The 23755-nt window shown below is 66.9% G+C and carries 21 protein-coding genes and 1 pseudogene; 10 read left to right on the forward strand and 12 right to left on the reverse strand.

What is annotated here, in order from left to right; translation table 11 throughout:
- Positions 1-2: 2 nt before the first annotated feature.
- Positions 3-905 (reverse strand): enoyl-CoA hydratase/isomerase family protein, encoded by a 903-nt coding sequence (locus tag ABZS43_RS07115; protein ID WP_355034979.1) that lies wholly within the window; start codon positions 903-905, stop codon positions 3-5.
- Between the two features lie 293 nt (positions 906-1198).
- Here ABZS43_RS07115 and ABZS43_RS07120 point away from each other — a divergent pair, with 293 nt between their 5' ends.
- Both ABZS43_RS07120 and ABZS43_RS07125 read left to right on the forward strand, forming a co-directional pair.
- Positions 1199-2713 carry an AMP-binding protein gene (locus ABZS43_RS07120; protein ID WP_355034911.1) on the forward strand — a complete coding sequence of 505 codons (1515 nt, stop codon included), beginning with the start codon at positions 1199-1201 and terminating at the stop codon, positions 2711-2713.
- A 21-nt stretch (positions 2714-2734) separates the two neighbouring features.
- Positions 2735-3037 (forward strand): hypothetical protein, encoded by a 303-nt coding sequence (locus tag ABZS43_RS07125; RefSeq protein ID WP_355034912.1) that lies wholly within the window; start codon positions 2735-2737, stop codon positions 3035-3037.
- 65 nt (positions 3038-3102) lie between these two features.
- Here the strand turns inward: ABZS43_RS07125 and ABZS43_RS07130 are convergent, their stop codons facing one another.
- Positions 3103-4716, reverse strand: a complete 1614-nt coding sequence (locus ABZS43_RS07130) for an FAD-dependent oxidoreductase (RefSeq protein ID WP_355034913.1) — start codon at positions 4714-4716, stop codon at positions 3103-3105.
- Between the two features lie 64 nt (positions 4717-4780).
- Positions 4781-5614, reverse strand: coding sequence for an acyl-CoA thioesterase domain-containing protein (locus ABZS43_RS07135; protein ID WP_355034914.1), 834 nt, complete (start codon positions 5612-5614; stop codon positions 4781-4783).
- Between the two features lie 114 nt (positions 5615-5728).
- Between ABZS43_RS07135 and ABZS43_RS07140 the strand changes: the two genes are divergently transcribed.
- Positions 5729-6904: an acyl-CoA dehydrogenase family protein gene (locus ABZS43_RS07140; protein WP_355034915.1), complete on the forward strand. Its 1176-nt coding sequence runs from the start codon at positions 5729-5731 to the stop codon at positions 6902-6904.
- A gap of 11 nt (positions 6905-6915) precedes the next feature.
- Here the strand turns inward: ABZS43_RS07140 and ABZS43_RS07145 are convergent, their stop codons facing one another.
- Genes ABZS43_RS07145 through ABZS43_RS07155 form a run of 3 tightly spaced genes read right to left on the reverse strand, consistent with a single transcriptional unit; the run spans position 6916 to position 8683 of the window.
- On the reverse strand, positions 6916-7107 hold the full coding sequence (locus ABZS43_RS07145; RefSeq protein WP_355034916.1) for a ferredoxin: 192 nt from the start codon (positions 7105-7107) through the stop codon (positions 6916-6918).
- Positions 7104-7379, reverse strand: coding sequence for a ferredoxin (locus ABZS43_RS07150; protein WP_355034917.1), 276 nt, complete (start codon positions 7377-7379; stop codon positions 7104-7106). Before ABZS43_RS07150 ends, ABZS43_RS07145 begins: the two co-directional genes overlap by 4 nt.
- Positions 7376-8683: an NADH-ubiquinone oxidoreductase-F iron-sulfur binding region domain-containing protein gene (locus tag ABZS43_RS07155; RefSeq protein ID WP_355034918.1), complete on the reverse strand. Its 1308-nt coding sequence runs from the start codon at positions 8681-8683 to the stop codon at positions 7376-7378. The genes ABZS43_RS07150 and ABZS43_RS07155 overlap by 4 nt, the downstream gene beginning before the upstream one ends.
- 41 nt (positions 8684-8724) lie before the next feature.
- Between ABZS43_RS07155 and ABZS43_RS07160 the strand changes: the two genes are divergently transcribed.
- Entirely contained in the window at positions 8725-9198 is a 474-nt protein-coding gene (locus ABZS43_RS07160; protein WP_355034919.1) for a hypothetical protein, read from the forward strand.
- A gap of 14 nt (positions 9199-9212) precedes the next feature.
- On the opposite strand, the gene ABZS43_RS07165 is transcribed toward ABZS43_RS07160, so the two are convergent.
- From ABZS43_RS07165 to ABZS43_RS07190, 6 genes are all read right to left on the reverse strand, one after another.
- Positions 9213-10079 (reverse strand): alpha/beta hydrolase, encoded by an 867-nt coding sequence (locus ABZS43_RS07165; protein WP_355034920.1) that lies wholly within the window; start codon positions 10077-10079, stop codon positions 9213-9215.
- Between the two features lie 16 nt (positions 10080-10095).
- Positions 10096-10497 (reverse strand): Rieske (2Fe-2S) protein, encoded by a 402-nt coding sequence (locus ABZS43_RS07170; RefSeq protein WP_355034921.1) that lies wholly within the window; start codon positions 10495-10497, stop codon positions 10096-10098.
- Positions 10498-11643: an amidohydrolase family protein gene (locus ABZS43_RS07175; RefSeq protein ID WP_355034922.1), complete on the reverse strand. Its 1146-nt coding sequence runs from the start codon at positions 11641-11643 to the stop codon at positions 10498-10500.
- Positions 11644-11674: 31 nt separating this feature from the next.
- On the reverse strand, positions 11675-12769 hold the full coding sequence (locus tag ABZS43_RS07180; protein WP_355034923.1) for an amidohydrolase family protein: 1095 nt from the start codon (positions 12767-12769) through the stop codon (positions 11675-11677).
- Positions 12766-14130 (reverse strand): cytochrome P450, encoded by a 1365-nt coding sequence (locus tag ABZS43_RS07185; protein ID WP_355034924.1) that lies wholly within the window; start codon positions 14128-14130, stop codon positions 12766-12768. Before ABZS43_RS07185 ends, ABZS43_RS07180 begins: the two co-directional genes overlap by 4 nt.
- 128 nt (positions 14131-14258) lie before the next feature.
- Entirely contained in the window at positions 14259-15119 is an 861-nt protein-coding gene (locus ABZS43_RS07190) for a mycofactocin-coupled SDR family oxidoreductase (protein ID WP_355034925.1), read from the reverse strand.
- Between the two features lie 219 nt (positions 15120-15338).
- Between ABZS43_RS07190 and ABZS43_RS07195 the strand changes: the two genes are divergently transcribed.
- The 6 genes and pseudogenes from ABZS43_RS07195 to ABZS43_RS07220 form a co-directional block, all read left to right on the forward strand.
- A complete protein-coding gene (locus ABZS43_RS07195; protein ID WP_355034980.1) occupies positions 15339-16877 on the forward strand; it encodes an AMP-binding protein in 1539 nt (512 codons plus the stop codon).
- Positions 16878-16912: 35 nt separating this feature from the next.
- On the forward strand, positions 16913-18541 hold the full coding sequence (locus ABZS43_RS07200) for an FAD-dependent oxidoreductase (protein ID WP_355034926.1): 1629 nt from the start codon (positions 16913-16915) through the stop codon (positions 18539-18541).
- A gap of 41 nt (positions 18542-18582) precedes the next feature.
- Positions 18583-19452: an alpha/beta hydrolase gene (locus ABZS43_RS07205; RefSeq protein WP_355034927.1), complete on the forward strand. Its 870-nt coding sequence runs from the start codon at positions 18583-18585 to the stop codon at positions 19450-19452.
- Complete coding sequence (locus tag ABZS43_RS07210) at positions 19449-21104, forward strand: bifunctional 3-(3-hydroxy-phenyl)propionate/3-hydroxycinnamic acid hydroxylase (protein ID WP_355034928.1); 1656 nt, start codon at positions 19449-19451, stop codon at positions 21102-21104. The genes ABZS43_RS07205 and ABZS43_RS07210 overlap by 4 nt, the downstream gene beginning before the upstream one ends.
- Positions 21061-22038, forward strand: coding sequence for a 3-carboxyethylcatechol 2,3-dioxygenase (locus ABZS43_RS07215; RefSeq protein ID WP_355034929.1), 978 nt, complete (start codon positions 21061-21063; stop codon positions 22036-22038). Before ABZS43_RS07210 ends, ABZS43_RS07215 begins: the two co-directional genes overlap by 44 nt.
- Positions 22035-23753 (forward strand): annotated as a pseudogene (locus ABZS43_RS07220) (FAD-binding protein); the annotation flags it as partial. The gene ABZS43_RS07215 and the pseudogene ABZS43_RS07220, both read left to right, overlap by 4 nt.
- Positions 23754-23755 lie beyond the last annotated feature (2 nt).

Raw genomic sequence — 23755 nt, forward strand, 5'->3', positions numbered from 1 at the left:
GACTATTCGCCGATCTCATCGACCAGCCCCCACGCGAGAGCCGTCGCCGCGGGAATCGTGCGCCCGCTGAGCACCAGGTACGCGGTACGCCAGCGGCCGATCCTGCGGGTCACGCTGACGGTGCCGCCCGCACCGGGTATCAGGCCGAGATCGAGTTCGGGCAGTCCGAATACCGTGTCGGGATGGGCGCGCACCGTGCCGAAGAACGAGGCCATCTCCAGTCCGCTGCCGAGAACACGGCCGTGCACCGAGGCCATGCACTCGCGGCCGAGCCGTCGGGTCAGCTCATCGATCGCCTGTGCCGGACTGTGCCTGGTGCGCGCGACATGGGAGGCCGCCGGATCGACGAAGGTACCGAATTCGGCCAGATCGCCGCCGGAGCAGAAGGACGGTCCGGCGCCGCGCAGGTGAACCGCGCGTACGGAGGGATCCAGCCGCGCCACCGTCAGCGCGTCCAGCAGTCCCGCCCTGGTCCGGTTGTCGAAGGCGTTGTGTCGGTGCGGACGGTTGAACCAGATCTCGATGGTGTCCGCGCTGCGCGAGGTCAGCACCGCCTCGGCCGATTCCTCGGCTGTCCTGGCGGGTCCTCGCTCGGATAACCAGCGCTCGAATTCCGGTCCGGCCTGCAATGTCGAATAGGCCAGTGATTCGAGCGCGAGCCCCGGCCACAGTTCGGTGCAGGCCGCGGTGGCCCGCAGGACGTCGTCACAGATGGTGGCGGCCAGTGGCGAGCGCGCGCACCGGCCCGCTATCTCGGCGAGCGTCGCATCGATGGAGTCGACGGTGACGACGCGCGGGTCGGTGGATTCGGTTTCCGTCAGGGTGATCGTGGCGTTGTCGAGCCAGTACCGAGATGCCGGGTCGTCGAGATCGAAACCGATGGCGATCAGCGGGCCCGACGGCATAGCCCCGGAGATATCGTCGGAGATATCGTCCGCGATATCGTCCGCCGACGCTGTGCTTGGTTCGATCACCCGGATCACGGTATTTCGGGCCTCTCCTGGTGCGGTCGCGGTGGTGCTCATGATGCCACCCGCGTCCATTGCGCTGGCTCGATGCCGGGTCCGGCACACAGTTCGACCAGCCGGTTACGCTCTTTGCATATGTTATTCTCCGAACAGGAGAATGCCACTATCACCCGTGATCGACCGGCGGTCCGCGCCGAATGTCGATCGGTGGCGCACTGAGAGGCGACTGCATGAGCATTTCGTTGTTGCTGGACATGGCGGCGTCGAGCGCCCCGGACCGCGTCGCGGTCGTCTCCGACGAATTGCGGTGGACCGCGGGTGAGTTGCATACGTTGGCCGAAGGTGGCGCAGGGGTGATCGACGCGTCGGGCGCGCGCACCGTCGCCTATGTCGGCACCGGCGGTGCGCTGCTGCCGCTGCTGATCTTCTCCGCGGCGCGCGCTGGGGTGCCGTTCGCGCCGTTGAACTATCGGCTCAGCGGACCGAAACTTCGCGAACTGATCGACCGGCTCGACGAGCCACTGGTGATCTGCGACGGCGACTATGTCGACGGTATCGGCGGATTCGATGGGCGAGTGCTGCGTTCGGAGGATTTCCTCGACGCCGCCGCCTCGGCCGATCCGGTGACGGTGATGCCCGAGCCCGATGACGTCGCGGTCGTGCTGTTCACCTCGGGGACGACCTCGGCCCCCAAGGCCGTGGAACTGTCGCACAACAATCTGGTCAGCTACATCACCGGCACGGTCGATTTCGAATCCGCCGCCCCCGACGACGTGGCCCTGATCTGCGTGCCGCCGTATCACATCGCCGGTGTCGGCGCGGCGCTGTCGAATCTGTACGCGGGCCGCAAGATGGTGTACCTGCGCAGTTTCGATCCGGCGGAGTGGGTCCGGCTGGTCAACGAGGAACGCGTCACGACGGCGACCGTGGTGCCGACGATGCTCGATCGCATCGTCACCGAACTCCAGCGCTCCGGCACGACCCTGCCGACGCTGCGCAATCTGGCCTACGGCGGTTCCAAGGTGCCGCTGCCGCTGGTCCGCACGGCGCTCGAACTGCTGCCCGAGGTCGGATTCGTGAACGCGTACGGCTTGACCGAAACCAGTTCCACCATCGCGGTATTGGGCCCGGAGGACCATCGCGAGGCCCGCGCGTCCGATGATCCGGCGGTGGTCCGGCGGCTCGGCTCGGTGGGACGTCCGGTCCCCGGTATCGAGGTCGAGATCCGCGACGAACACGGCCGCGTCCTCGGCCCGGACGAACCGGGTGAGCTGTTCGTCCGCGGTGACCAGGTGTCGGGCAAATACGCCGGTATCGGGTCGGTTCTCGATGAGAACGGGTGGTTCCCGACCAAGGATGTCGCGGTGCTCGACGCCGAGGGTTACCTGTTCATCGGCGGACGCTCCGACGATACGATCATTCGCGGCGGCGAGAATATCGCGCCCGCCGAAATCGAAGATGTCCTCGTGGAACATCCGCGCGTGCGTGAGGTGGCCGTCGTCGGCGTCGAGGATGCCGAATGGGGGCAGATCATCGTGGCCGTGGTGGTTCCGGAGTCGGGCGCCGAGCCTGATCCGGGGGAACTGCGCGAATTCGTCCGCGGCAGCCTGCGCGGCTCGCGGACCCCGGATCGGGTGGTTTTCCGGGACGGCTTGCCTGCCACGCCCACCGGCAAAGTGCTGCGGCGCGAACTCATCGATGAACTCACCCTCGACGCCGCTGTCGGCGGCGCGGCGGCTCAGTAGTACCGGTCAGGAAGGATGATCATGATCAAGAACGGTTCTCGGCTACGCAGCCAGGTCTGCGATACCGAGGTCATCGTCGTGAAGGCGGCGGACAGTCTCGACGATCTGCGCGCGGGCGGTGTCCCGATGGTGGCGATCGACGGCGAGAAGGCCGTGGGCGCGACGCTGGACGTCGACTTCGCCGACGGCACCGTGATGGGCAAACGCTATGTCGACGACAGCGGCGCCGAGGTTCTCGTCACCAAGGCGGGTCTCGGCTCGCTCAGTGTCGGCGCGACGAAGCTGTCGCTGAAAGAGGCCAAACCGCTGCCCGCAAGCGACTGACGGGAAACGCGCGACTCGTCGCGATCATGGCACCGCACCGGCGACGGGCGGTGCCATGACTGTCTCTATACCTTCGCGGTAGCGGCCATCGCGATCGTGACCATTTCATCGACATCGGTGAATTTCACGCGCGGACGCGCGATTGCCGCGCCGCGCTGCCGTTCGGCGGCATCGATGGCCCGCCAGCCCGACCAGTCGATCGCTTCGACGCCGCGTTCGGTCAACAATGCGCGCAGTGCCGCGCGATCGCCGACGTCCCGGTGCAGCGCGCCTCGATCGAAATCGGCGATGAGCTGGGCGACGGTCTCCTCGGCACAGCCGCGATTGGTGCCGATGACACCGCGCGGTCCGCGTTTGATCCAGCCCGTGACGTACACGCCCTCGACCGGATTGCCCTCGGGGTCGATCACCTTGCCGTTCTCGTGCGGAATCGTCCCGGTGGCCGCGTCGTAGGGCACACCGTCCACCGCCAGCCCCCGGTACCCGATCGACCGCAGCACCAGTGATGTCTCGATCACCTCGGTGGCCGCGCCGGGACCGACCACGCGCAACCCTTCCACCCGATCCGTACCGACGAATTCGGTCGGCGCGGTGTCGAACCGGAAGACGATCCGCTTATTGCCCGGGGTGGGCTCGCGCTCGGCGAATTCGCGGGCGAGCTCGAGTTTCAGCGCGGTCTCCACATCGTCGCCCGGCCTGCTTACCACATCGCCGCCGTCGATGACGACGTCGATACCGGGCAGCTGGCCGAGTGCGTGGAATTCGCCGAGAGAGAAGGCACCGTCGCGGGGGCCGCGCCTGCCGAGGACGACCACTTCCTGGATCGCGCTGTCCGCCAGGGCCTTCAGCGCGTGCTCGGCGATATCGGTCCTGGTGAGCTCATCGAGGCCGAGCAGCAGCATCCTGGCGACGTCGAGGGCGACATTGCCGTTGCCGATGATGACGGCGCGGTGCGCGGACAGATCGAAATCCCTTGTCGCGTAATCGGGATGGCCGTTGTACCAGCCGACGAAATCCGCCGCGGCATGGTGGCCGGCGAGCTGGTCGCCGGGGATGCCGAGGTCGCGGCTGGCCGACGCGCCCACCGCGTAGATCACCGCGTGGTGGTGGGCGAGCAGATCCGCGTGGGTGACGGATTTCCCGATCTCGACATTGAGGTGACAGCCGAATCGGCTCTTGCCGAAGGCGGAGTCGAAGAGGCGGACCACCGATTTGGTCCGCTGGTGATCGGGCGCGACGCCCGCTCGGATCAGCCCGAACGGCGTCGGGAGCCGTTCGAACATCTCGACTTCGACGCCGTCGACCTCGAGCAGTTCGGCGGCGGCATAACACGCGGCCGGACCCGCGCCGACGATCGCCACGCGCAGTGTGCCACGGTCGACGGCGGGCGGGCGGGCCATCGGCATCATGATGCCGGGCTCGAGTGGGTTGTGCCGGAAGTATTCCGCGTTGAAATCCAGGAATCGCTCCATGCCTTCGGGGAGATCGAATTCCGAGTAGATCGCGTCGACCGGGCATTCATCCGCGCACGCGCCGCAGTCGATACAGGTCTCCGGGTCGATGAACAGCATCTGCGTGTCCGGCGAGCCGTCGGTCGCGCTCGGCCGAATGCAGTCGACGGGGCATACCGCCACGCAACTGGCGTCCTTGCAGCAGTTCTGGGTGATGACGTAGGTCATCGGTCGGCCTCCTTCGAAGGTGACGGATCGGCGCCCGCGTGCGGGGCGCTGGGGCACCGACGGGTCACGAACGGAACCGCACTAGTGCTTCTTGGGCGAAGGATGCGACGAGGGTGCCGTCCTCGGTCAGCGCGTCGCCGCGCCCGAACGCGCGGCCGTTGGCTAGAATAGGGCTGTGCTGACGCATCAGCAGCCAGTCGTCGGTGCGCAGCGGGCGGTGGAACCACAGGGTGTGCGAGGTGACCGCGGAGAGGAACTGGGTGCCGTTGCCGACGTGGCTGATGCCATCGATGGGTCGCAGCGCGGTGCCGATCAGGGTCAGATCGGTGGCGTAGGCGGCCAGCGAGGGGGCCAGGGCCGGGTCGACTTCCGGTGTCCGCATCCAGAATTGGAATTCGGCGGGGCCGGTCGCGGTGCTGTCGAGATCGTCGGCGGCGCGGACTTCCCACGGGATGAGGCCGAATGCGCGCGGCGCGTGTTCCTCGGCGGTACTGCTGACCGGCGGGACGCTCTGGCGGTCCGGCCCTTCCTCGGCGGCGTGGACCGATGCCACGGCCGAGGCCACGGTGTCCTCGCCCTGGGTGGCGGTGATGGCGAGGGTCGCGAAGGAGCGTCCCTCGTGCCTGCGGATCACCTCGTAGCGCACCGGCTGATCGGCGCGGCCCTCGCGCGGGAAGACGGTGTGCAGCGATTTGACCGTCTTGTCGGGGCAGGCCAGCCGGGCGGCGCTCATGAGCTGCCCCAGGATCTGACCGCCGAACAGGCGGTGGTATTCGAGCTGCTGGTTGGGCCCCTCGAAGAAGAGGGGGCTGGAGGCTCCGGTCGAGGTCGCGCCGCTGTCATCGGCGATTTCCTTCAGATCCAGGCACGCGAGGAGGTCGCTCCACATATCGGACATGCGAATAGTGTAAGTGATACTCTCGCCATCCGAGAAGGACATTCTCTGTAGCGGTAGTGGACTGGCGACACCTGGTCCGCGGGGGATTTCACGCGACGATAGCGAGGCTGGATCGTGCAACTGACCTTCGATGAGAACGTAGAGGCATTTCGCGCGGAGTTCGTCGAATTTCTCGACGCGCACCTACCGGCCGAATCCGAGGCGACCGAGCGCGCGCGTTCCACCTCCCACGTCCCGGAATGGGCGCGGCGCTGGCAGCGCCTGCAATTCGAGCACGGGTGGCTGGTACCCGGATACCCGCCGGAATTCGGCGGCCGTAACGCAAGCATCATCGAGCAATACGTGCACCGCGAGGAATTGGCGCGCAGGGGGATCTACGAGAATTTCAATCCGCAGGGGCTCGGCATCATCGCCGCGTCACTGATCACCTTCGGCACCGCCGAACAGCAGCGGCGCTGGGCGGTCCCGATCCTGCGCGGTGACATGACCGCCTCGCTCGGTATGAGCGAACCCGGCGCGGGTTCGGACCTGGCCGGGCTGCGCACCCGCGCGGTGCTCGACGGCGACCGGTTCATCGTCAACGGCCAGAAGGTCTGGACCTCGGGGGCGCACGACGCCGACATCCTGCTGACCTTCGTGCGCACCGACCCTGACGCCGCCAAACACCGCGGCATCTCCGCGCTGCTCATCCCCGCCGACGCTCCCGGCGTGCAACGGCGTCCCTTCGCCTCCGTCTGCGACCGCGACGATCTCGACTTCAACGAGGTGTTCTTCGCCGACGTCGCTGTGCCCGCCGAGAATCTCGTCGGCGAATTGAACAAGGGATGGGCGGTGGCGAACGGATCGCTCGGGCACGAGCGCACACTGCTGTGGCTGGCCTTCGCCGATCGACTGACCAACCTCGTCGAGGAATTCCGCCCGAGCGGCCCGCTGGAAGCCGACCAGTTCGCCACTCTCGTCATGGACGCCACCGCCCTGCGCCTGCTCGGTTCGGCGGCGCTGGCCAAGGCGGCGCGCGGCGAGGACGATGTGGCGGGGATGTCGGTGCTGAAACTGCTCGGCTCCGAGGCGGCGCAGCGTGCCACCGAGGCGGCCCTCGACGCGGCGGGTGCGGACGGGCTCGCGCATCCGGGCGCCACGGGCCGCCGCAGCGCGCTGAATCTCGAGGATGTGGCCGGCGGATGGTTCGAACGCTACGTGCGGACCTTCGCGGGAACCATCGCGGGCGGCACCTCCGAGATCCAGCGCAATATCATCGCCCAGCGCGTGCTCGGTCTGCCCCGGCAGTAACGCCGAATCCGTTATTCCACAAGGGATATGGCGTGACGCGGACACTGAGCGACCGCGTCGCGCACCCGCGGTTCGATCTCGGGGGTGACCTCCTCGCGCAGCAACTCGAGCCGATCGTCGTCGTCGAGATCGAAGACCTCGGGGATGATGCCCACGCAGATGCCGTTGCTCTCGCACAGCACGGTGTCGACGCGCACCTTCATCGGGGTACCTCCGTGGTCTGCCCGGCGCGGCCGGTGGTCGCGACAGGGGAATCGGCGGCGTCGACGTCGGTGTCGGCGCGGGGTGTTTCGATGATCGCGTGCACGGGGCAGTCCATGAGCGCGCGCATGACCGCGTCGCGATCGTGCGGCGGGATGGCGCCGTCGCCGACGAGTACGGCGTAGCCCCAATCGTCGAGCGAGAAATACTCCGGCGCGTGTTTGGCGCAGATACCGAAGCCGTCGCACAGTGTGCGGTCGAGTCGAATTCTCATGCGTGGGCCACCGCCTCCACTTCGAAGGGCCGATCGGCGCTGTAGGCGCCGGATCGGCAAGTCGGACAACGATTGCCGAGGTGGTCGCCGACCTCGGCGGGAAAGCGGGCGAGCAGGCCCGCCGCGGTATTGGTCGCGCCGTCGATGGTGCCGCAGGCGCCGCGCCCGCGCAGCACGACCGACCAGCGTTCGAGCCGGGCGAGATCCTCGGCGTCGGCGCGGCCGTCGCGTAGCGCGGTGAGCACCGCGGCCATGGCCGCGGTGCCGTTGAAGCACGAGCCGCACTGCCCGGCGTTCTCGCGGTCGAAATAGCTCATCACCGACGCGGCCATCGCGACCGGGCATTCGGTGGTCACCAGCGAGATCGCCCCGCACCCGAGACCGCTGCCGAGTGCGCGCAAGGCGCCGTGGTCCAGCGTCGCGCCGAGCACATCGCGGTTCAGCATGCCCGCGAAATAGCCGCCCATCAGCGCCCCGCGTACGTCGTCGGGCGAAACGCCGTGCCAGGCGAGCAGATCGGTGAGCGCGACGCCGTGCGGCAGTTCGTACAGGGCGGGCGCGCGCCCGGCCACGGTGAGCGTCGCCAAGAATGTCCCCGGTGACGCGGCGGTGCCCTCGGACCGGAATGCCGCCGCGCCGTGGTGCTGGATGTACGGCAGATTCGACAGCGTCTCGACATTGCTCACCACCGTCGGATCTCCGCCGACGCCGTGTTCGAACGGGCGCGGCGGTTTGTCCCTTGGCAGCGCCGGGCCGCCGTCGATGGCTCGGATCGCCGCGGTCTCCTCGCCGGCTACGTAGGCGGGGTCGACGCTGACCACCCGCACGACCAGGTCGCCGAGTCCGGTGTCGCCCAGTTCTGCCAGTGCCTGCTCGACCCGCTCGGCCGCTTCCCGATCCGACAGGTAGACGTAGGCGCGCTCGGCTCCGACCACGGCCGCGGCCAGCCGCAATCCGTCGAGGATCAGGTGCGGACGGTGGCGCAGTAACCACTTGTCCTTGATCGATGAGGGTTCGCCCTCCTCGCCGTTGGCGACGACGGCGGTGTCACGACCGCGCGTCTTCGCGGCGCGGACCGTTCGTAATTTGACGGCCAGCGGAAACCCCGCCCCGCCTCGGCCGAGCAGGCCACCGCGTTCGATCTCGGCGAGTAACTCCTCGGGCGAGTCGATCGCGCGGTAACCGCCCTGTTCGCGGTATTCGGCCACACTCTCGGTCCCCGGCGCGACCCGCAACAGACGCGGGCGGCAGCCGGGCGCAACGGCGACGGTGAGTGAACCGGACGGTTCGAACGCGGCGTGCATGGTCACCTCTTCTGGCTGATTTCCTGGTTAAGCTGGCCGATATGAGGACGGCGGTACTGCGCATCAATATCGACCCGGCCGGTGAGCTCACCGATGAGCAACTGGCGCAGGGGATGTCGTCGTTGCGTGCCCGGATCGCGTCGTGGGAAGGCGAAGTGCTCGACGCGGACCTCGCCGCCGCGCCCGCGAACAGGCGCGAAGTGCAGGTACTCGTCGCCACCGACGATCCCGACGGTGTGCGCCGCGCGGCGCTCGAGATCTGCGCGCGCGCCTTCGGGACCGCGCCCGCGGCCGGTGTCGTGACCTTCGTCAGCCGTGGCACCGACGACGACGCGCACGGCGTCCTCGCCGGATTCGGACTGACCGCCGACATCGTCAGAACCCAGGACACCGACGGATTCGACGTCATCTCGGTGACCGTGGCGAAGCAGGATCTCGAACGGGTGCCGGAGAGTCGCCTGCACACCGCGCTCGAGGCCTCGCTCAACTGCGAGGTCACCATTCTCGCGAAGTGAATCGCGCGCGGCCATCAGTTGCTCAGGAACCGCAGGATGGCGGGCGCGGCCAACACCCAGGTGTCGAAAAGGTTGTAGCGGTTCACTTTTCCGCTCGCGCGATCTTCCATCGCGCGTTCCCACGCGTCCTCGGGCCACGGCGGATCGATGAGCGTGGAGCCACGGATCAGGCAGCTCACCTCCAGTGAGGTGCGTTTCGGATGGTCCAGATCGTTCTCGCCGCCGCGGATGATGAGTGTCGGAACGCGAATGCGGTCGAACAGCTCGTCCTCCACGCCGGGGATGGTCTGACCGGGTTTGGGTACGTAGGCGTTGAGCCAGCGCAGTTGCAGTTTGACGAATTCGTCGCGATCCAGGGCGAGCAGCCGTGCCTTGTTCTCCGGATTGCGCTCGATAAGCTCACGCCATTCCCGCAGTCGCACCAGGCTTTCACCGCCGCCCGCGCGCGCCGCCTGCAGGCTCGGCATGATGTAGTACGAGCCGAGATTGAACGAGCCGTAGACACCGCCGACGATATTCCACAGCACCAGTTTCTCGACCAGTTCCGGATACAGGATCGCGGTGATCATCGAGTCACGCGCCCCGCCGGACCCGCCCGCAAGCACGCACGGTCCGGTCTCCAGCGCGGTCAGCAACCCGTGCAGGGTTTCGGCGCGCATATGCGATTCGCTCTGCCCGTAGAACTGCACATCGGAGTCGCCGCAGTTCGGGCGGTCCCACAGCAGCACGCGATAGCCGCCTTCGACGAGCGCTTCGGCCAGTGGCCGCACTCCGGGGATATCCATGCCGAACCGCCCGCCGGGGGTCAGCACGATGAGTTCGCCCGAGCCGCCTAGTATTTCGTAGACCACCCGGCCGCCATTGACCTGCACCGATGGCATGACACTCTCCTCTGGCTCATGCCGACACGACGACGGAATCACCGACGATCCGCACCGGATAGGTGCGGATGCTCCATTCCGGTTTGACCGCGGTCGTTCCCGTGGCGAGTTCGAAACCCCACTGGTGCCACGGGCAGTAGATGAATTCCTGGTCGCGGACCATGACCGCGTCGCCGGGCACGCTCTCGTCGACGATGGTGCGCCCCCTTGTCCGTCCCGAGCACAGCGGACCGCCCTCGTGCGGACAGTAGTTGGCGATCGCGTAGTAGGTGCCGTTGACGTTGTAGACACCGACGCCGTGGCGTCCGATCGGAACGACTTTCGAAGCGCCGGGCGGAATTTCGTCGACGGTGGCGACGACGTGTTCGCGCCCCTGCGCCAAACGGCGCTTATCGGCGTGTCCGGATGTGTCCGACACTCAGAACACCCGCCTCTGCCCCGGCAGCACCGGCACCGATTCCGGCAGGTGATAGGTCTCGATACCGTTGCGGAACATGACCCGCTCACGCGCGTAAGTAGGCAGGTGTTTGGCCAGCCATTGCGGATCATCGAAGGTCCAGTGCGGGTAATCGGAGGAAAAGAGCAGGATCTTGTCCGCCTCCATCCATTCGAACGCCCGGGTGAGTTCGGTCTTGTCCTCGGGATAGTCCAACGGCTGGGTGGTGAACTTGATGTGTTCCTTGACGTATTCCGAAGGCTTGCGCCGGATTCCGGTGAAGGACTTGCGCGCCGCGTAGATGGCGTCCATCCGCCACATCAGCGGAAGGATCCAGGTGAAGGCGTGTTCGACGAAGACGATACGCAGGGTCGGGAACCGGTCGAAGACGCCGTCGAAGATCAGGCTCATGATCTGGTTCGCCGCGAGCAGCGAATAGGTGACCATGAAATCGTGGTTGTAGCTGGGAAATCCGACCGGCGTCATCGGCATCGTCTCGTACGCGCCGCGCGCGAGGTGACAGCTCACCACGATGTCGTGTTTCGTCGCCGCCGCCCAGATCGGGTCGTACTTCGGATCGCCCCACGCCGGCCTCGGTTCGGCCTTGATGAGGATCTGCGACATATAGGGGTGACCCGCCCAGTGCTCGATCTCGCGGACCGCGCCGACCGGATCATCGATGGCGACGCAGATCGAACCGCGCCACCGCGTGTGCCAGTTGTTGTGGGGGTCGAGCCAGTGATTGGCCAACCAGTGATTGATACCGGTCGCCAGGGCCTGGGTCGCCTCGGGCAGTCGTGCGGCCTTGACCGTCGGCTCCAGGATCGCGATATCGGATCCGGCGTCGAGGATCAGTTGCCGAAACGCCAGATCCGGGTCACTGCCGGGGAATTCGCCGCTCTCGGGGAAGGAGTCGACGCGCATCGCGTACGAGTGGGCGTAATCGGGGGCGTCGTAGAGGATGGTGTCCCCGACGCGGTGGCTGCGAAAGTACGAGGTGCGATGCGGCTCGGGGATGTATTCGAGAAGTTCCCCGCGCCGGGGCACGGGGTGTACATCCGAGTCGACGACTCGGACTGCGACCTGTTCGGCGGCTGGTGTGCGCGCTTGCTGGTGGGCCAGGGTCATGGTCGTCTCCTTGAAAGGGACTGTAAAGCGACTACCGGATGGTCGACGGAACCGGAATATCGACTCCGTAGAGTTCGGCCGCGTTGCGCCAGCAGAGCTTCTCGCGCTGCTCTGCGGTGAGCGAGGAGGGCAGCGTGTCGATATCGCCGCAATGCCAGTGTGGATAACTGGACCCGAACATCACCATATCTTCTTTGCCCGTGAATCCGAGCCATTCTCCGGCGAATTCGGTATCGCCGGGACCGTCCAGGCTGCCCTGGACGAAGTACACGTGACCGGGCAGATAGTCGCTCGGTATACGGGGCGCCCACGGTGTCTGCTCGAGATGCGGACGGCCGAACGTATCCATTCGCCAGGTGAAGGGCGTGAGCATATCCGCGGCGCCGTCGGCCCACACGAACTTCAGCTCGGGCAGCCGTTCGAAGACGCCCTCGGCGATCATATTCATCAGGTGGTACACGTAATTGAGCGACTGGAAGCCCAGGTACTGCTCATAGGTGCGGGTGTGCCCGGACGGAGTCGGCGCGAAGCCGATGCTCTCACCGGTCTCGATATGCGCGGCCACCGGCAGCCCCGCTCTCGCCGCCGCTTCCCACAGCGGCCAGAACTGCGGTTTACCGTAGAGTTCGCGCGATTGCAGCGGAATGCCGACCTGGACGACGCCGGGATGGTCGGCCCACTTGTCTATTTCACGCAGCGCGCCGGGAATATCCTCCGGATTCACGCGAATCGTGCCCCGGAATCGGGCGGCGTATTCGCCGGAATCGAGCCACCTGGTCACCAGCATCTCGTTGTGCGCGGCCAGAACCGCGGTGGTCAGATGCCGGTCGGGCAGGATGCCACGCGTCATCGGATGCAGAATCGCCACGTCGACGCCGCGCTCGACGAACAACTGCCTGCCGACCAGTTCGGGATTCGAGCCGGGATAGCCACCCCGGCCCTCGCCCTTGGTCCCGGCGGCGTATTCGCCGCCGGGAGCGCCGTACCAATCCATTTCGGGATCCGGTATGCCGCGGCTCTTGTACGGCTCGCGCAGGAAATCGCGCATATCGCGGTTGGAGCCGAAGAAGATGTGGACGCTGGCGTCGATGACGGGGACGCTCGTACCGTCGGCGTACGACTTCATCGGATTCTCGCGGCTTCCGGACGTTCGGTGACCGGGGCGGCCAGACCCTGCTCGTCACAGATCCGCTGCAACATCTCCAGCGTCTCGTCGAGGCCGGGGCCGAGGCGCGGGCCGGGGGTGAAGGTGGCGGGCAGTTTCCGCATGCCCTGGATGACGCCGATGGTGTCGTAGTGCACCGCGCCCTCGGGGTCGCAGCGGAAATCGGGCATCCGGTCGAGCACGGCGGTGAGCATGGACTTGAATACGGTGCGCGCGACATTCGAGCCGATGCAGCGGTGGACGCCGAGACCGAAGCTGAAGTGCCGATTTCCCTTGCGGTCCAGCACGATTTCGTTCGGATCGTGGAAGATCGAGGGATCGCGGTTCGCCATCGCCCACGAAAGCCACAGCCGCTCACCCTCTTTGAACTGGGTGTGCTCGATCGTGACGTCCTCGGAGATCGTCCGCCCGTCGCCGGGGGCCGGGGTGAAGAAGCGCAGGAATTCCTCGGTCGCGGGGTCGAGCAGATGCTCGCGCTCCGCGCTCAGCAGCTCACGCTGTTCGGGATGTTCCGACAGCCATTCGAGCGCGTGCGCGGTGAGCGCGGTCGTCGTGTCGAAACCGCCGCCGATGATGAGGCCGAGCATGCCGAGCAATTCGAGGTCGGGGGCCGGTTCGCCCTCGATCCGAAGCTGGACCAGGCCGTTCACCAGGCCGGGGCGCGGATTCTGCTTGATCTCGTGCAGATTGGTGAGCAGATCCAGCCCCATCGCCCGGTGCATCTCCGCGACGCGGGTGACGTCGGGGGAGTCCTCGGGGGTATAGACCGCGGCGTGCACCGGCTCGCTGTAGATGGACCACTGCTTCAGGGGGATGCCGAGCATGGCCAGAGTCAGCACAGCGGGGACGATATTGGCCAGATCGTCGACGAAATCGATACTGCCGGACTCGATCTTCTCGTCGATGCTCGCCCGCACCACCTCGTCGATGAACGGCTCCCAGCGCCGGACCGCCGCTGGGGAAAGATACGGGTTGAGGATCGAACGGTAGATACGGTGTTCGGGATCGTCCATCTCGAGGATGCCGCCGCGGACCACCGAAACCCGCTTGGCATAGGGGATGGAGATGCCTTTATATCCCCGGCGTTCGTTGTTCAGATCGTGGTCGTTGGAGACCTGCGGGCAGCGCGCGAGTTCGAAGACCGCGCTGCCGCCCGCGGCGACCCAGTGGCCGCCGTGGGTGTCGGTCCAGGCCACGGGGCATTTGGCCTGCATCTCTTCGGTGATCTCTTGGAACTTGTGCCGGTATTCGGGGGTGTGCCGGTCGAAGTGGTAACGGTTGGCCTTGCGGTCCTGGTCTGCGGCGACGTCGTCAGTGCTCACGCTGTTGTCCTCTGTTGGTCACGGTGTCGCCCCGCTCCGCGTGGATGACAGGCGCTCGCCGCTCGAATCCGGTTGTCCACCTGAAGATATTGCGCCGCACCGTTCGACGGTGCGGCGCGATCGGTCGATCAGATGTGGTGGTCGTACCACTTGAGGTAGCCGCCGCCGTCGACGCGCAACTGCACACCGGTGACGTAGCGGCCTTCATCGGAGACCAGGTACAGAATGGCGTTGCTGATGTCCTCGGGCTCGATGTACGGAATCTTCATCGCCTGCTGCACACCGAAAACGGGCTCGGCATCGGCGCGAGTGGGGTGCTCGAGGTCGGGACGGAAGGAGCGGTACATCGGCTCGCTCTGCAGCATCGGGGTGTTGCAGTTGGTGGGATGTACGACGTTGGCGCGGATTCCGCGCGGCGCGAGGTGGGTGGCGAGGTCGTAGACATAGGCCGACAGCGCCCGCTTGGAGGTGACATAGGCGGCGCCGCCCAGATCCTTGCCCGGCTGGTCGACCTTGGAGACGTCCATCAGCGCCGCGGTCGAGCCGGTGGCGACGATGGCCGCGCCTTCACTCAGGTGGGGGAGGGCGACCTGGATGGCGTTGATGGTGCCGACCAGGTTGGTGTTGATGACGTCGGTCCAGGCCTCGAGCTGGGGTTCCCCCTTCATGCCCGCGATACCGGCCTGGGCCACCACGATGTCGAGCTTGCCCAGTTCCTTGATGCCGTTCTCCAGGGCGGTGCGCAACTGGTTGGCGTCGCGCACGTCGGCCTTGGCGGTGAAGCAGCGCTGCCCGGTCTTGGTCACCAGGGCCGCGGTCTCTTCGAGGTCTTCCGGCGTGGCCAGCGCGTATCCGACAGTGGTCAGGCTCTCGCACAAGTCGACCGCGATGATGTCGGCGCCTTCTTCGGCCAGTCGCACCGCGTGGCTACGACCCTGGCCACGCGCGGCGCCCGTGATGAATGCGACTTTGCCTGCAACACGTCCCACAGTGATCCCTTTCCATCCCCCAAACGATGCGCAAGAATTTTACTTCCGCTATATGAGAACGGTACTCTACCGCCAGATTGCCTGCAAGACTCCGGCTTCTACCTGGTGCGATGTCGCCATTCTCGCTGCGGATCCGCGCGGTCACCTCCACACTCGTTCGAGACGGTGTCGGTTCGGCGCATATTAGTTCCTCTCGCATACAGAGAATGGTGTTTTCAGATGCGAATGATTCCCCCTGAACTGAAGGTTCGCTACGAGCAGGAGGGCTGGTGGACCTCGGAAACTCTCGGCGAGCTGCTGAGTCGTAGCCTCGCCTCGGCGCGGGATGCCCAGTTCCGTGTGCACTCGGACCTGCGCCCCTGGTCCGGCACGGTCGGCGAGGTCGAACAGCTCGCGCGCAGGCTCGCCGCGGGTTTGCGGGCGCGGGGTGTGGGTCCGGGCGATGTCATCGCCTTCCAGCTGCCCAATTGGATGGAGGCGGCGGCGACGTTCTGGGCGTCGGCCTTCCTCGGCGCGGCGATCGTGCCGATCGTGCACTTCTACGGCCGTAAGGAACTCGCGCACATCATCGAGGTCGCGCGCCCCAGGGTATTCATCACCGCCGAGCGGTTCGGGCGGATGACCTACGAGCCCGACGTTTCCGCGAGCGTGCCGGTGGTCGGTGTCGTCGGCAGGGATTTCGAACAGCTGCTCGATGATGAGCCGATGGCGGGGACGCTCGCGATCGACCCGGCCGCGCCCGCGCTCATCGCCTTCACCTCGGGGACGACGAGCGCGCCGAAGGGAGTGGTGCACAGCCATCAGACCCTCGGCTGTGAGGCGAGGCAGCTCTCCGAGCGTAATGTGCGCGACCGGAGTACCCAGCTCACCGCCGCGCCGGTCGGCCACTTCATCGGGATGGTCGGCGCGTTCCTGATTCCGGTCTTGCACGGCAAGGCGATTCATCTCGCCGACACCTGGGATCCGGGGCGCGCGCTTGCCTTGATGAAGAGTGACGGCCTCGCGATCGGCGGCGGTCCGCCGTATTTCGTCACCAGCCTGCTCGATCACCCCGATTTCACCCAGGAACACCTGCGTGGCGTGCAGTATTTCGGGCTCGGCGGGTCGTCGGTCCCGGTGGCGGTGACGCGCAGGCTGACCGAGCTCGGCATCACCGCGTTCCGGGCCTACGGGAGCACCGAACATCCGTCGATCTCGGGTTCGCTGTTCGACGCACCCGAATTCGAGCGGCTGATGACCGATGGCAGGCCGATGCCGGGTGTGGAGATCCGGTTGGGCGATGATGGCGAAATCCTGAGTCGTGGGCCCGATCTGTGCGTAGGGTATCTCGATGAATCGTTGACGGAGAAGGCGTTCGACGCCGATGGCTGGTATCACACCGGCGATATCGGCGTGCTGCATCCGGACGGTCATCTCACGATCACGGATCGCAAATCCGACATCATCATTCGCGGTGGCGAGAACATCAGCGCGCTCGAGGTGGAGGAGTTGCTGCTCGGCCTGGCCGAGGTCGCCGAGGCGGTGGTGATCGCGGTGCCCGACAACCGATTCGGTGAACAGGTCGGCGCCGTCCTGCGGTTGCGATCCGGTCATTCGATGCCGTCCATGGCCGCGGTGCGGCGACATTTCGAAGCCGAGGGCATCGCGCGTCAGAAATGGCCGGAGCGACTGTTCGAGGTCGCGGAGTATCCCCGGACCCCGAGCGGAAAAGTCCAGAAACATCTGCTACGAGCAGCTATTGCGGACGCGTCGCTGTGAGAATACGATTCTCTTATTAGAAGATGGAGGTTTTCATGGGAAACCCACCCTCTACCTGGGACGATACTGTCGACGTTGTTGTACTCGGCAGTGGAGCCGCCGGTCTGACAGCCGCTCTGAGCGCCGCCGTGAACGGCGCCGAGGTGGCCTTGTTCGAGAAGTCGAGCACTGTCGGAGGCACCAGCGCCGTCTCCGGTGGCATCGCCTGGATTCCCGCGCATCGCCGTTCGCCCGATGGTGAGCTGACCGTCGATGCCGCGCTGAGCTACCTGCACGCCCAGTCGCTGGACTCGATGGACGACGAACTGGTCGACACCTTCGTGCGCACCGGCGCGACCATGGTCGATTTCGTGGAGGCGCACAGCGGGGTTCGCTTCGAAATCGCCGATGGATTCCCGGATTACAAGCCGGAGCTGCCCGGCGGCAGGCCATCGGGCGGCCGATCGCTGAGTCCGGTGGCCTTCGATCTGACCAGGCTCGGGCAGTGGCACGACCGCATCACCGCGTTCCCCGCGGACTGGAGCAATGTCGGATTCGACGCCGAGACCAGGGCCAGGCTGCACGTCACCGTCGACAACGAATCGGCGGAGCCATGCGTCGCGGGCACCGCCCTGGTCGCGGGATTGCTCGCGGGTGTGCTCGCGGCGGGTGTCGAGCCGCGCACCGGCGCACGCGCGGTCGAACTCATCGCCGAGGACGGCGCGATCGTCGGCGTCCGGATCGCCACGGCCGACGGCGAACGCACCGTCCGGGCGCGCGGCGGAATCATCCTGGCGACAGGCGGTTTCGAATGGGATCCGGCTTTGGTGAAGGCGTACCTGCGTGGGCCGATGCGCGGGGCTGTCTCACCGCCCGACAACACCGGTGACGGATTGCGCATGGCGATGGCGCACGGCGCCGACCTCGGCACCATGAGTGAAGCCTGGTGGGTTCCGATCGTGCGCATTCCCGGCGACACCATCGACGGTCATCCGCGCAGCCGCAGCGTCCGGCTCGAACGCACCCGCCCGCGCAGCATCATGGTCAATCGCGCGGGCAAGCGGTTCGTCAACGAGGCGTCGGAGTACAACTCGATGGCCGGCGCGTTCCACTACCTCGATCCACGTGGCGGATATGTCAACGATCCGGCCTGGATCGTCTTCGATTCGATTCACTTGCGGCGCTATGGATTTCTCGGCATCGCGCCGGGAGATCCGGTGCCCGGCTGGTTCTGCGAATCGGCCGACCTGGCCGAATTGGGAGCGAAGACCGGCATCGACCCGCAGGGCCTTGCCGACACTGTCGCGCGCTGGAACCGCGCGGTCGCGGACGAGATCGATCCGGACTGGGGACGGGGATCGAGCGCCTACGACGGATGGTGGGGCGACGAGTCGGCCGCGACGGTGGCGGGGCGCACGCTCGGACCGCTCGACACCGGACCGTATTACGCGGTGCCGGTGACCGTCGGCGCGATGGGAACGAAGGGCGGACCGCGCACCGATCGCGACGGCCGGGTGCTGCACGTCGACGGACATGTCCTGCCCGGTCTGTTCGCCGCGGGCAATGCGATGGCCGGTGTCACCGGCCGGGCCTACGGCGGCGCGGGCGGCACCATCGGACCCGGCATGGTGTGGGGCTTTCGCGCGGGGCACGCGGCGGCGACCGGTAAGTCGGTCGAGTGCTGACACACAGACGGGCGACTGCGCCGGGGAGATGGAGGTAGCGAGTGTCCGAGTACGAAAGCATCTGGAGCGATCTGCAGGGGGTGTCCTTCACCCAGGGATATCTCGACGCGGGCGGAGTACGCACGCGCTACCTGCACGCCGGTGACCCGTCCCTGCCCGTGCTGGTGTTGCTGCACGGGTCAGGTGGCCACGCCGAGGCCTATATCCGCAACCTCGAGGCCCATGCCGAGCATTTCTCGACCTGGTCCATCGACATGCTCGGCCACGGGTACACCGACAAGCCCGGCCATCCGCTCGAAATCGCCCATTACGTACAGCATCTGATCGCGTTCTTCGACGCGATCGGCGCCGAGAAGGTCAGCCTGAGCGGCGAATCGCTCGGCGGCTGGGTCGCCGCGCGGGCGGCGTTCGACCATCCGGACCGGATCGACCGCCTTGTGCTCAACACCGCGGGCGGTTCCCAGGCCGATCCCGAGGTGATGCGGCGCATCGTGACGCTGTCGATGGCCGCGGTGAGCGATCCGACCTGGGAGACGGTGCAGGCCAGGATCACCTGGCTGATGGCCGACAAGTCGAAGGATTACGACGATATCGTCGCCAGCAGACAGCGGATCTACCGTCAGCCGGGTTTCGTCGCCGCCATGCGTGACATCATGGCCCTCCAGGATCCGGTGATCCGCCAGCGAAATCTGCTGGGGGAGAAGGAATACGGCGGCATCGTCGCACCGACGCTGGTGCTGTGGACCAGCGACGACCCCACCGCGGACGTCAGCGAGGGACGGCGTATCGCATCGATGATTCCCGGCGCCCGTTTCGAGGTCATGCCCGACTGCGGCCACTGGCCCCAGTACGAGGACGCGAAAACCTTCAACGCCATTCACCTCGATCATCTGCTCGGCGGTCGGCCGTGACCGAGGAACGCACAGCCGACGTGGTGCTCGTCGGCGCAGGCCCGGTCGGACTGACCCTGGCCAATACGCTCGGCCACCATGGCGTGCGAGTACTGGTCGTGGAGGAACGAGCCACCCTGATCGACTACCCGCGCGGCGTCGGACTCGACGACGAATCGCTGCGCACCTTCCAGTCGATCGGACTGACCGATCCCATCCTGCCCCACACCACGCCGAACCAGATCATGCGATTCGTCGACGGCAAGCGTCGGCTGCTCGCCGAGATCGCGCCGACCGACACCCAATTCGGCTGGCCCAAGCGCAACGGATTCGTCCAGCCGCTCGTCGACGCCGAACTGCTCGCCGGTCTCGACCGCTATCGGAATGTCGAGATCGCATGGCACAGCGCCATGCGTACCTGCACCGAATCCGGTGACGCCGTCCGCGTCGCCATCGAGGGTCCGCAGGGACCGTCGATGGTATCCGCGCGATACGTGGTCGGCTGTGACGGCGGACGCAGCGCGACCAGACATCAGATGGACGTCACCTTCGAGGGGACGACATCGTCGACGCGCTGGCTGGTGGTCGACATCGCCTCGGATCCGTTGGGGCATCCGAATATCGAGGTCGGCGCCGATCCGGAGCGCCCGAATGTCTCGGTCTCCATCGCCCACGGCATCCGGCGTTTCGAATTCATGATCCACGACGACGAATCCGACGAACTGGCAGAGGATCCCGCATTCGTCGCGCGGATGATCGCCCCGTTCGTGCCGTACCCCGATCGGGTCGAGGTCATCAGACGGCGGGTGTACACCCACCACTCGCGCATCGCGAGCTCGTTCCGCCGCGGGCGCCTGCTGCTGGCGGGCGACGCCGCGCATCTGATGCCGGTATGGCAGGGCCAGGGCTACAACAGCGGGATCAGGGACGCGGCGAATCTGGGCTGGAAACTCGCGGCGGTGGTCAACGGTCACGCCGAGGACGCGCTGCTGGACAGCTACGACCAGGAGCGGCGCAAACACGCCCGCGCCATGATCGACCTGTCCACCATGGTCGGCAAGGTGATCTCGCCGACGAATCGGAAGGTGACCGCGTTCCGTGATGTCGCCGTGCGGGTCGCGGCGGCGATCCCGCCGGTGAAACGCTATGTGCTGGGGATGCGGTTCAAGCCGATGCCGCGCTACGACCGGGGCGCGGTGGTGCACAATCGGTCTCGCTCACCGAGGTCGGCGGTGGGCACCCTGTTCATCCAGCCGCGCGTGGACACCAGGGAGCGCGCCGACGTCCTGCTCGATGACGTGCTCGGGCCGTGGTTCGCGGTGCTGTGCTGGAACAACCGGCCGCGCGAGGTGCTCGGTGACGCGGCGTTCGCGCGCTGGAAATCGCTCGGCGCCGTCTTCGTCGCGGCCAGACCGGCGTCGCAGCTGCACTGGACCGGGCACGACGATCCGGACGTCGTCATCGTCGGCGACCGCACCGGCGCACTCAAACGCTGGTTCGACGGCCAACTGGATTCGGTGCTGTTCCTTCGCCCCGATCGCTGTGTCGCAGGAGCGTGTATCGCCCAGCTCGCCCCCGAACTGAGCGCGGAATTATTCGACGCGCTCAGCCTGACCGCCGGAGGTGAACATGGCGCTGGCACTGTGCTGCGTATCGCACAGCCCTCTGCTTGATCTGCCGGGGCCGGAAGCCGAACTCATCGATGATGTCGGGGCCGCGCTCGCGCGGGCGCGCGATTTCGTGCGGGCCTGGGATCCCGAACTGGTGGTGACGTTCTCGCCCGATCATTACAACGGATTCTTCTACCGACTGATGCCCGCGTTCTGCCTCGGCACAGCCGCGACCGGCGTCGGCGACTACGGAACTTACGCGGGTCAGCTCGACGTACCGGCGGAATTGGCGCGTGAGTGCGCACAGGCGGTGCTCGACGCGGGCGTCGATATCGCGGTGTCGGCGACGATGGATGTCGACCACGCGACCACGCAGCCGTTGCGGCGACTGCTCGGCGACGCGCGTGCGCTGCCGGTGATTCCGATATTCGTCAACGCGGTGGCCACGCCGCTCGGCCCAGTGCGCCGGGCCGCGGCGCTGGGCCGGGCGGTCGGCGAATATCTCGCGTCACTGGATAAACGGGTGCTGCTGATCGGTTCCGGCGGACTTTCCCACGATCCGCCGGTGCCATCGCTGGCGACGGCCACCGGGCCGGTACTCGACCGCATCGTCCACGGCGTCACGCAGACCTCCGAGCAGCGTGCCGCCAGGCAGGCCGCGGTGATCGCGGCGGCCCGCGATTTCGCCGCGGGCGACAGCCCGCTCACCCCGCTCAACCCGGACTGGGACAGGCGCTTCCTCTCCGTCGTCGACGAGGGCAGGCTCGACGCGTTCGACGACTGGACCAATGCGTCGATCACCCGCGAGGCGGGTAACTCCGCGCACGAAATCCGCACCTGGGTAGCCGCTTACGCGGCCCTGGCGACCCAGGGGCGCTATCGCACCGGCGTGCGTTACTACCGGACCGCCCCCGCGCTGATCGCCGGTTTCGCGGTCCGCACGGCGATTCCGGAAGCCGCCGATTCCCCGCAGGCGAACGACAGGAGACGATCGTGACGTCCGAACCACCGGCCACCTTCGACAGCGCGGTCGACATCCTGGTGATCGGCTCGGGTGGCGGCGGAATGGCCGCTGCCCTCGCCGCCGCCGACGCCGGACTCGAGGTGCTGCTGATCGAGAAGGCCGACCGCTACGGCGGTTCCACCGCGTTGTCCGGCGGCGGAATCTGGGTGCCAGGCGCACCCGCCCAGAAACGCGACGGGTATGAGCCGGACCCGGAAGCGGTCGTCGAATACCTGCGGACCATCACCGAGGGGTTGGTCAGCGAGGCGAGGTTACGCGCATACGTAGCGCAGGCTCCCGCGATGATGGAGTTCCTGGAGAAGTGCAGCCCGTGGCTGGAATTCGTATGGAAACCCGGCTACGCCGACTACTACCCGGAACTTCCCGGCGGGTCCGAGCAGGGCAGCACCATCAATGTGCCGCCGATCGATCTGCGGGTGCTCGGCGACGAGGAGCGGAATCTGCTCGCGCCGCTCGCCCTCGCGCCCAAGGGGATCTGGCTGGGGCCCAAGGATTTGCGGCTGTTCTATCAGGTGCGCCAATCCTGGCGGGGTAAGGCAGTGCTGGTCAAATTGCTGTGGCGGATGTTCCGGGCGCGGGTTTTCGGCGATCGCATCGCGGCGATCGGGCAGTCACTGGTGGCCCGGCTGCGACTCGCGCTGCGGGAGCGGGATATTCCGCTGTGGCTCGGCACCCCGATGACATCGCTGATCACCGCCGAGGACGGCGCGGTGACCGGCGCGGTGGTCGAGCGCGACGGGGCGGAGCTGCGGATCGAGGCCAGGCGCGGGGTCATCATCGCCACCGGCGGATTCGACCACGATATGGCGTGGCGCAAGGAGTACCTGCCCGAGATCGAGGACGACTGGAGTTTCGGCAATCCGCGCGCCATGGGCGACGGTATCCGCGCGGGACAACAGGTCGGCGCCGGCACCGAACTCATGGATGAGGCCTGGTGGTTCCCGGCGATCCAATGGCCCGACGGCCGTATGCAATTCATGCTCAACGAACGGATGATGCCGTCGCAGTTCATCGTCAACGGCGCGGGCGAGCGGTTCATCAACGAGGCCGCGCCCTATATGGATTTCGGTCACGCGATGATCGAGGGCCAGCGCCGCGGCGTCACGCATATTCCGTGCTGGTTGATCACCGACGCGCGCTCGTTTCACCGCTACGTCGTCGCCGGACACCTTCCGCTGCCCAGGATTCCGTTCGCCCCGGTGCCGACCGGTCGCACGATGCCGCAGGCATGGCTGGACTCCGGGGTGGTGCGCGCCGCCGACTCCTTGGCCGGACTCGCCGAACAGATCGAGGTTCCCGCCGACCGGTTGCACGCCACCGCGCAGCGGTTCAACGCGATGGCGAGGCAGGGCGAGGACCAGGATTTCCAGCGCGGCGTGAGCGTCTACGACAACTACTACGGCGACCCCACATTGCCGAATCCGAATCTCGCTCCGCTGGGTAAACCCCCGTATTACGCGTTCCGCATAGTGCTCGGCGACCTCGGCACCTCGGGCGGACTGAGCACCGACGAGCACGCGAGGGTGCTGCGCGCCGACGGGACCGTCATCGACGGGCTCTACGCGGTGGGCAACGCGTCGGCCCCGGTGATGGGCCGCAGCTACGCGGGTGCGGGCGCGACCATCGGCCCCGCCATGACCTTCGGCTACATCGCCGCCCGGCACGCCGCCGCCCGGCACGCCGCCGCCCG

The sequence above is a fragment of the Nocardia sp. NPDC005366 genome (genome assembly GCF_040606855.1).
In the GTDB taxonomy this organism is placed as follows: Bacteria; Actinomycetota; Actinomycetes; order Mycobacteriales; family Mycobacteriaceae; genus Nocardia.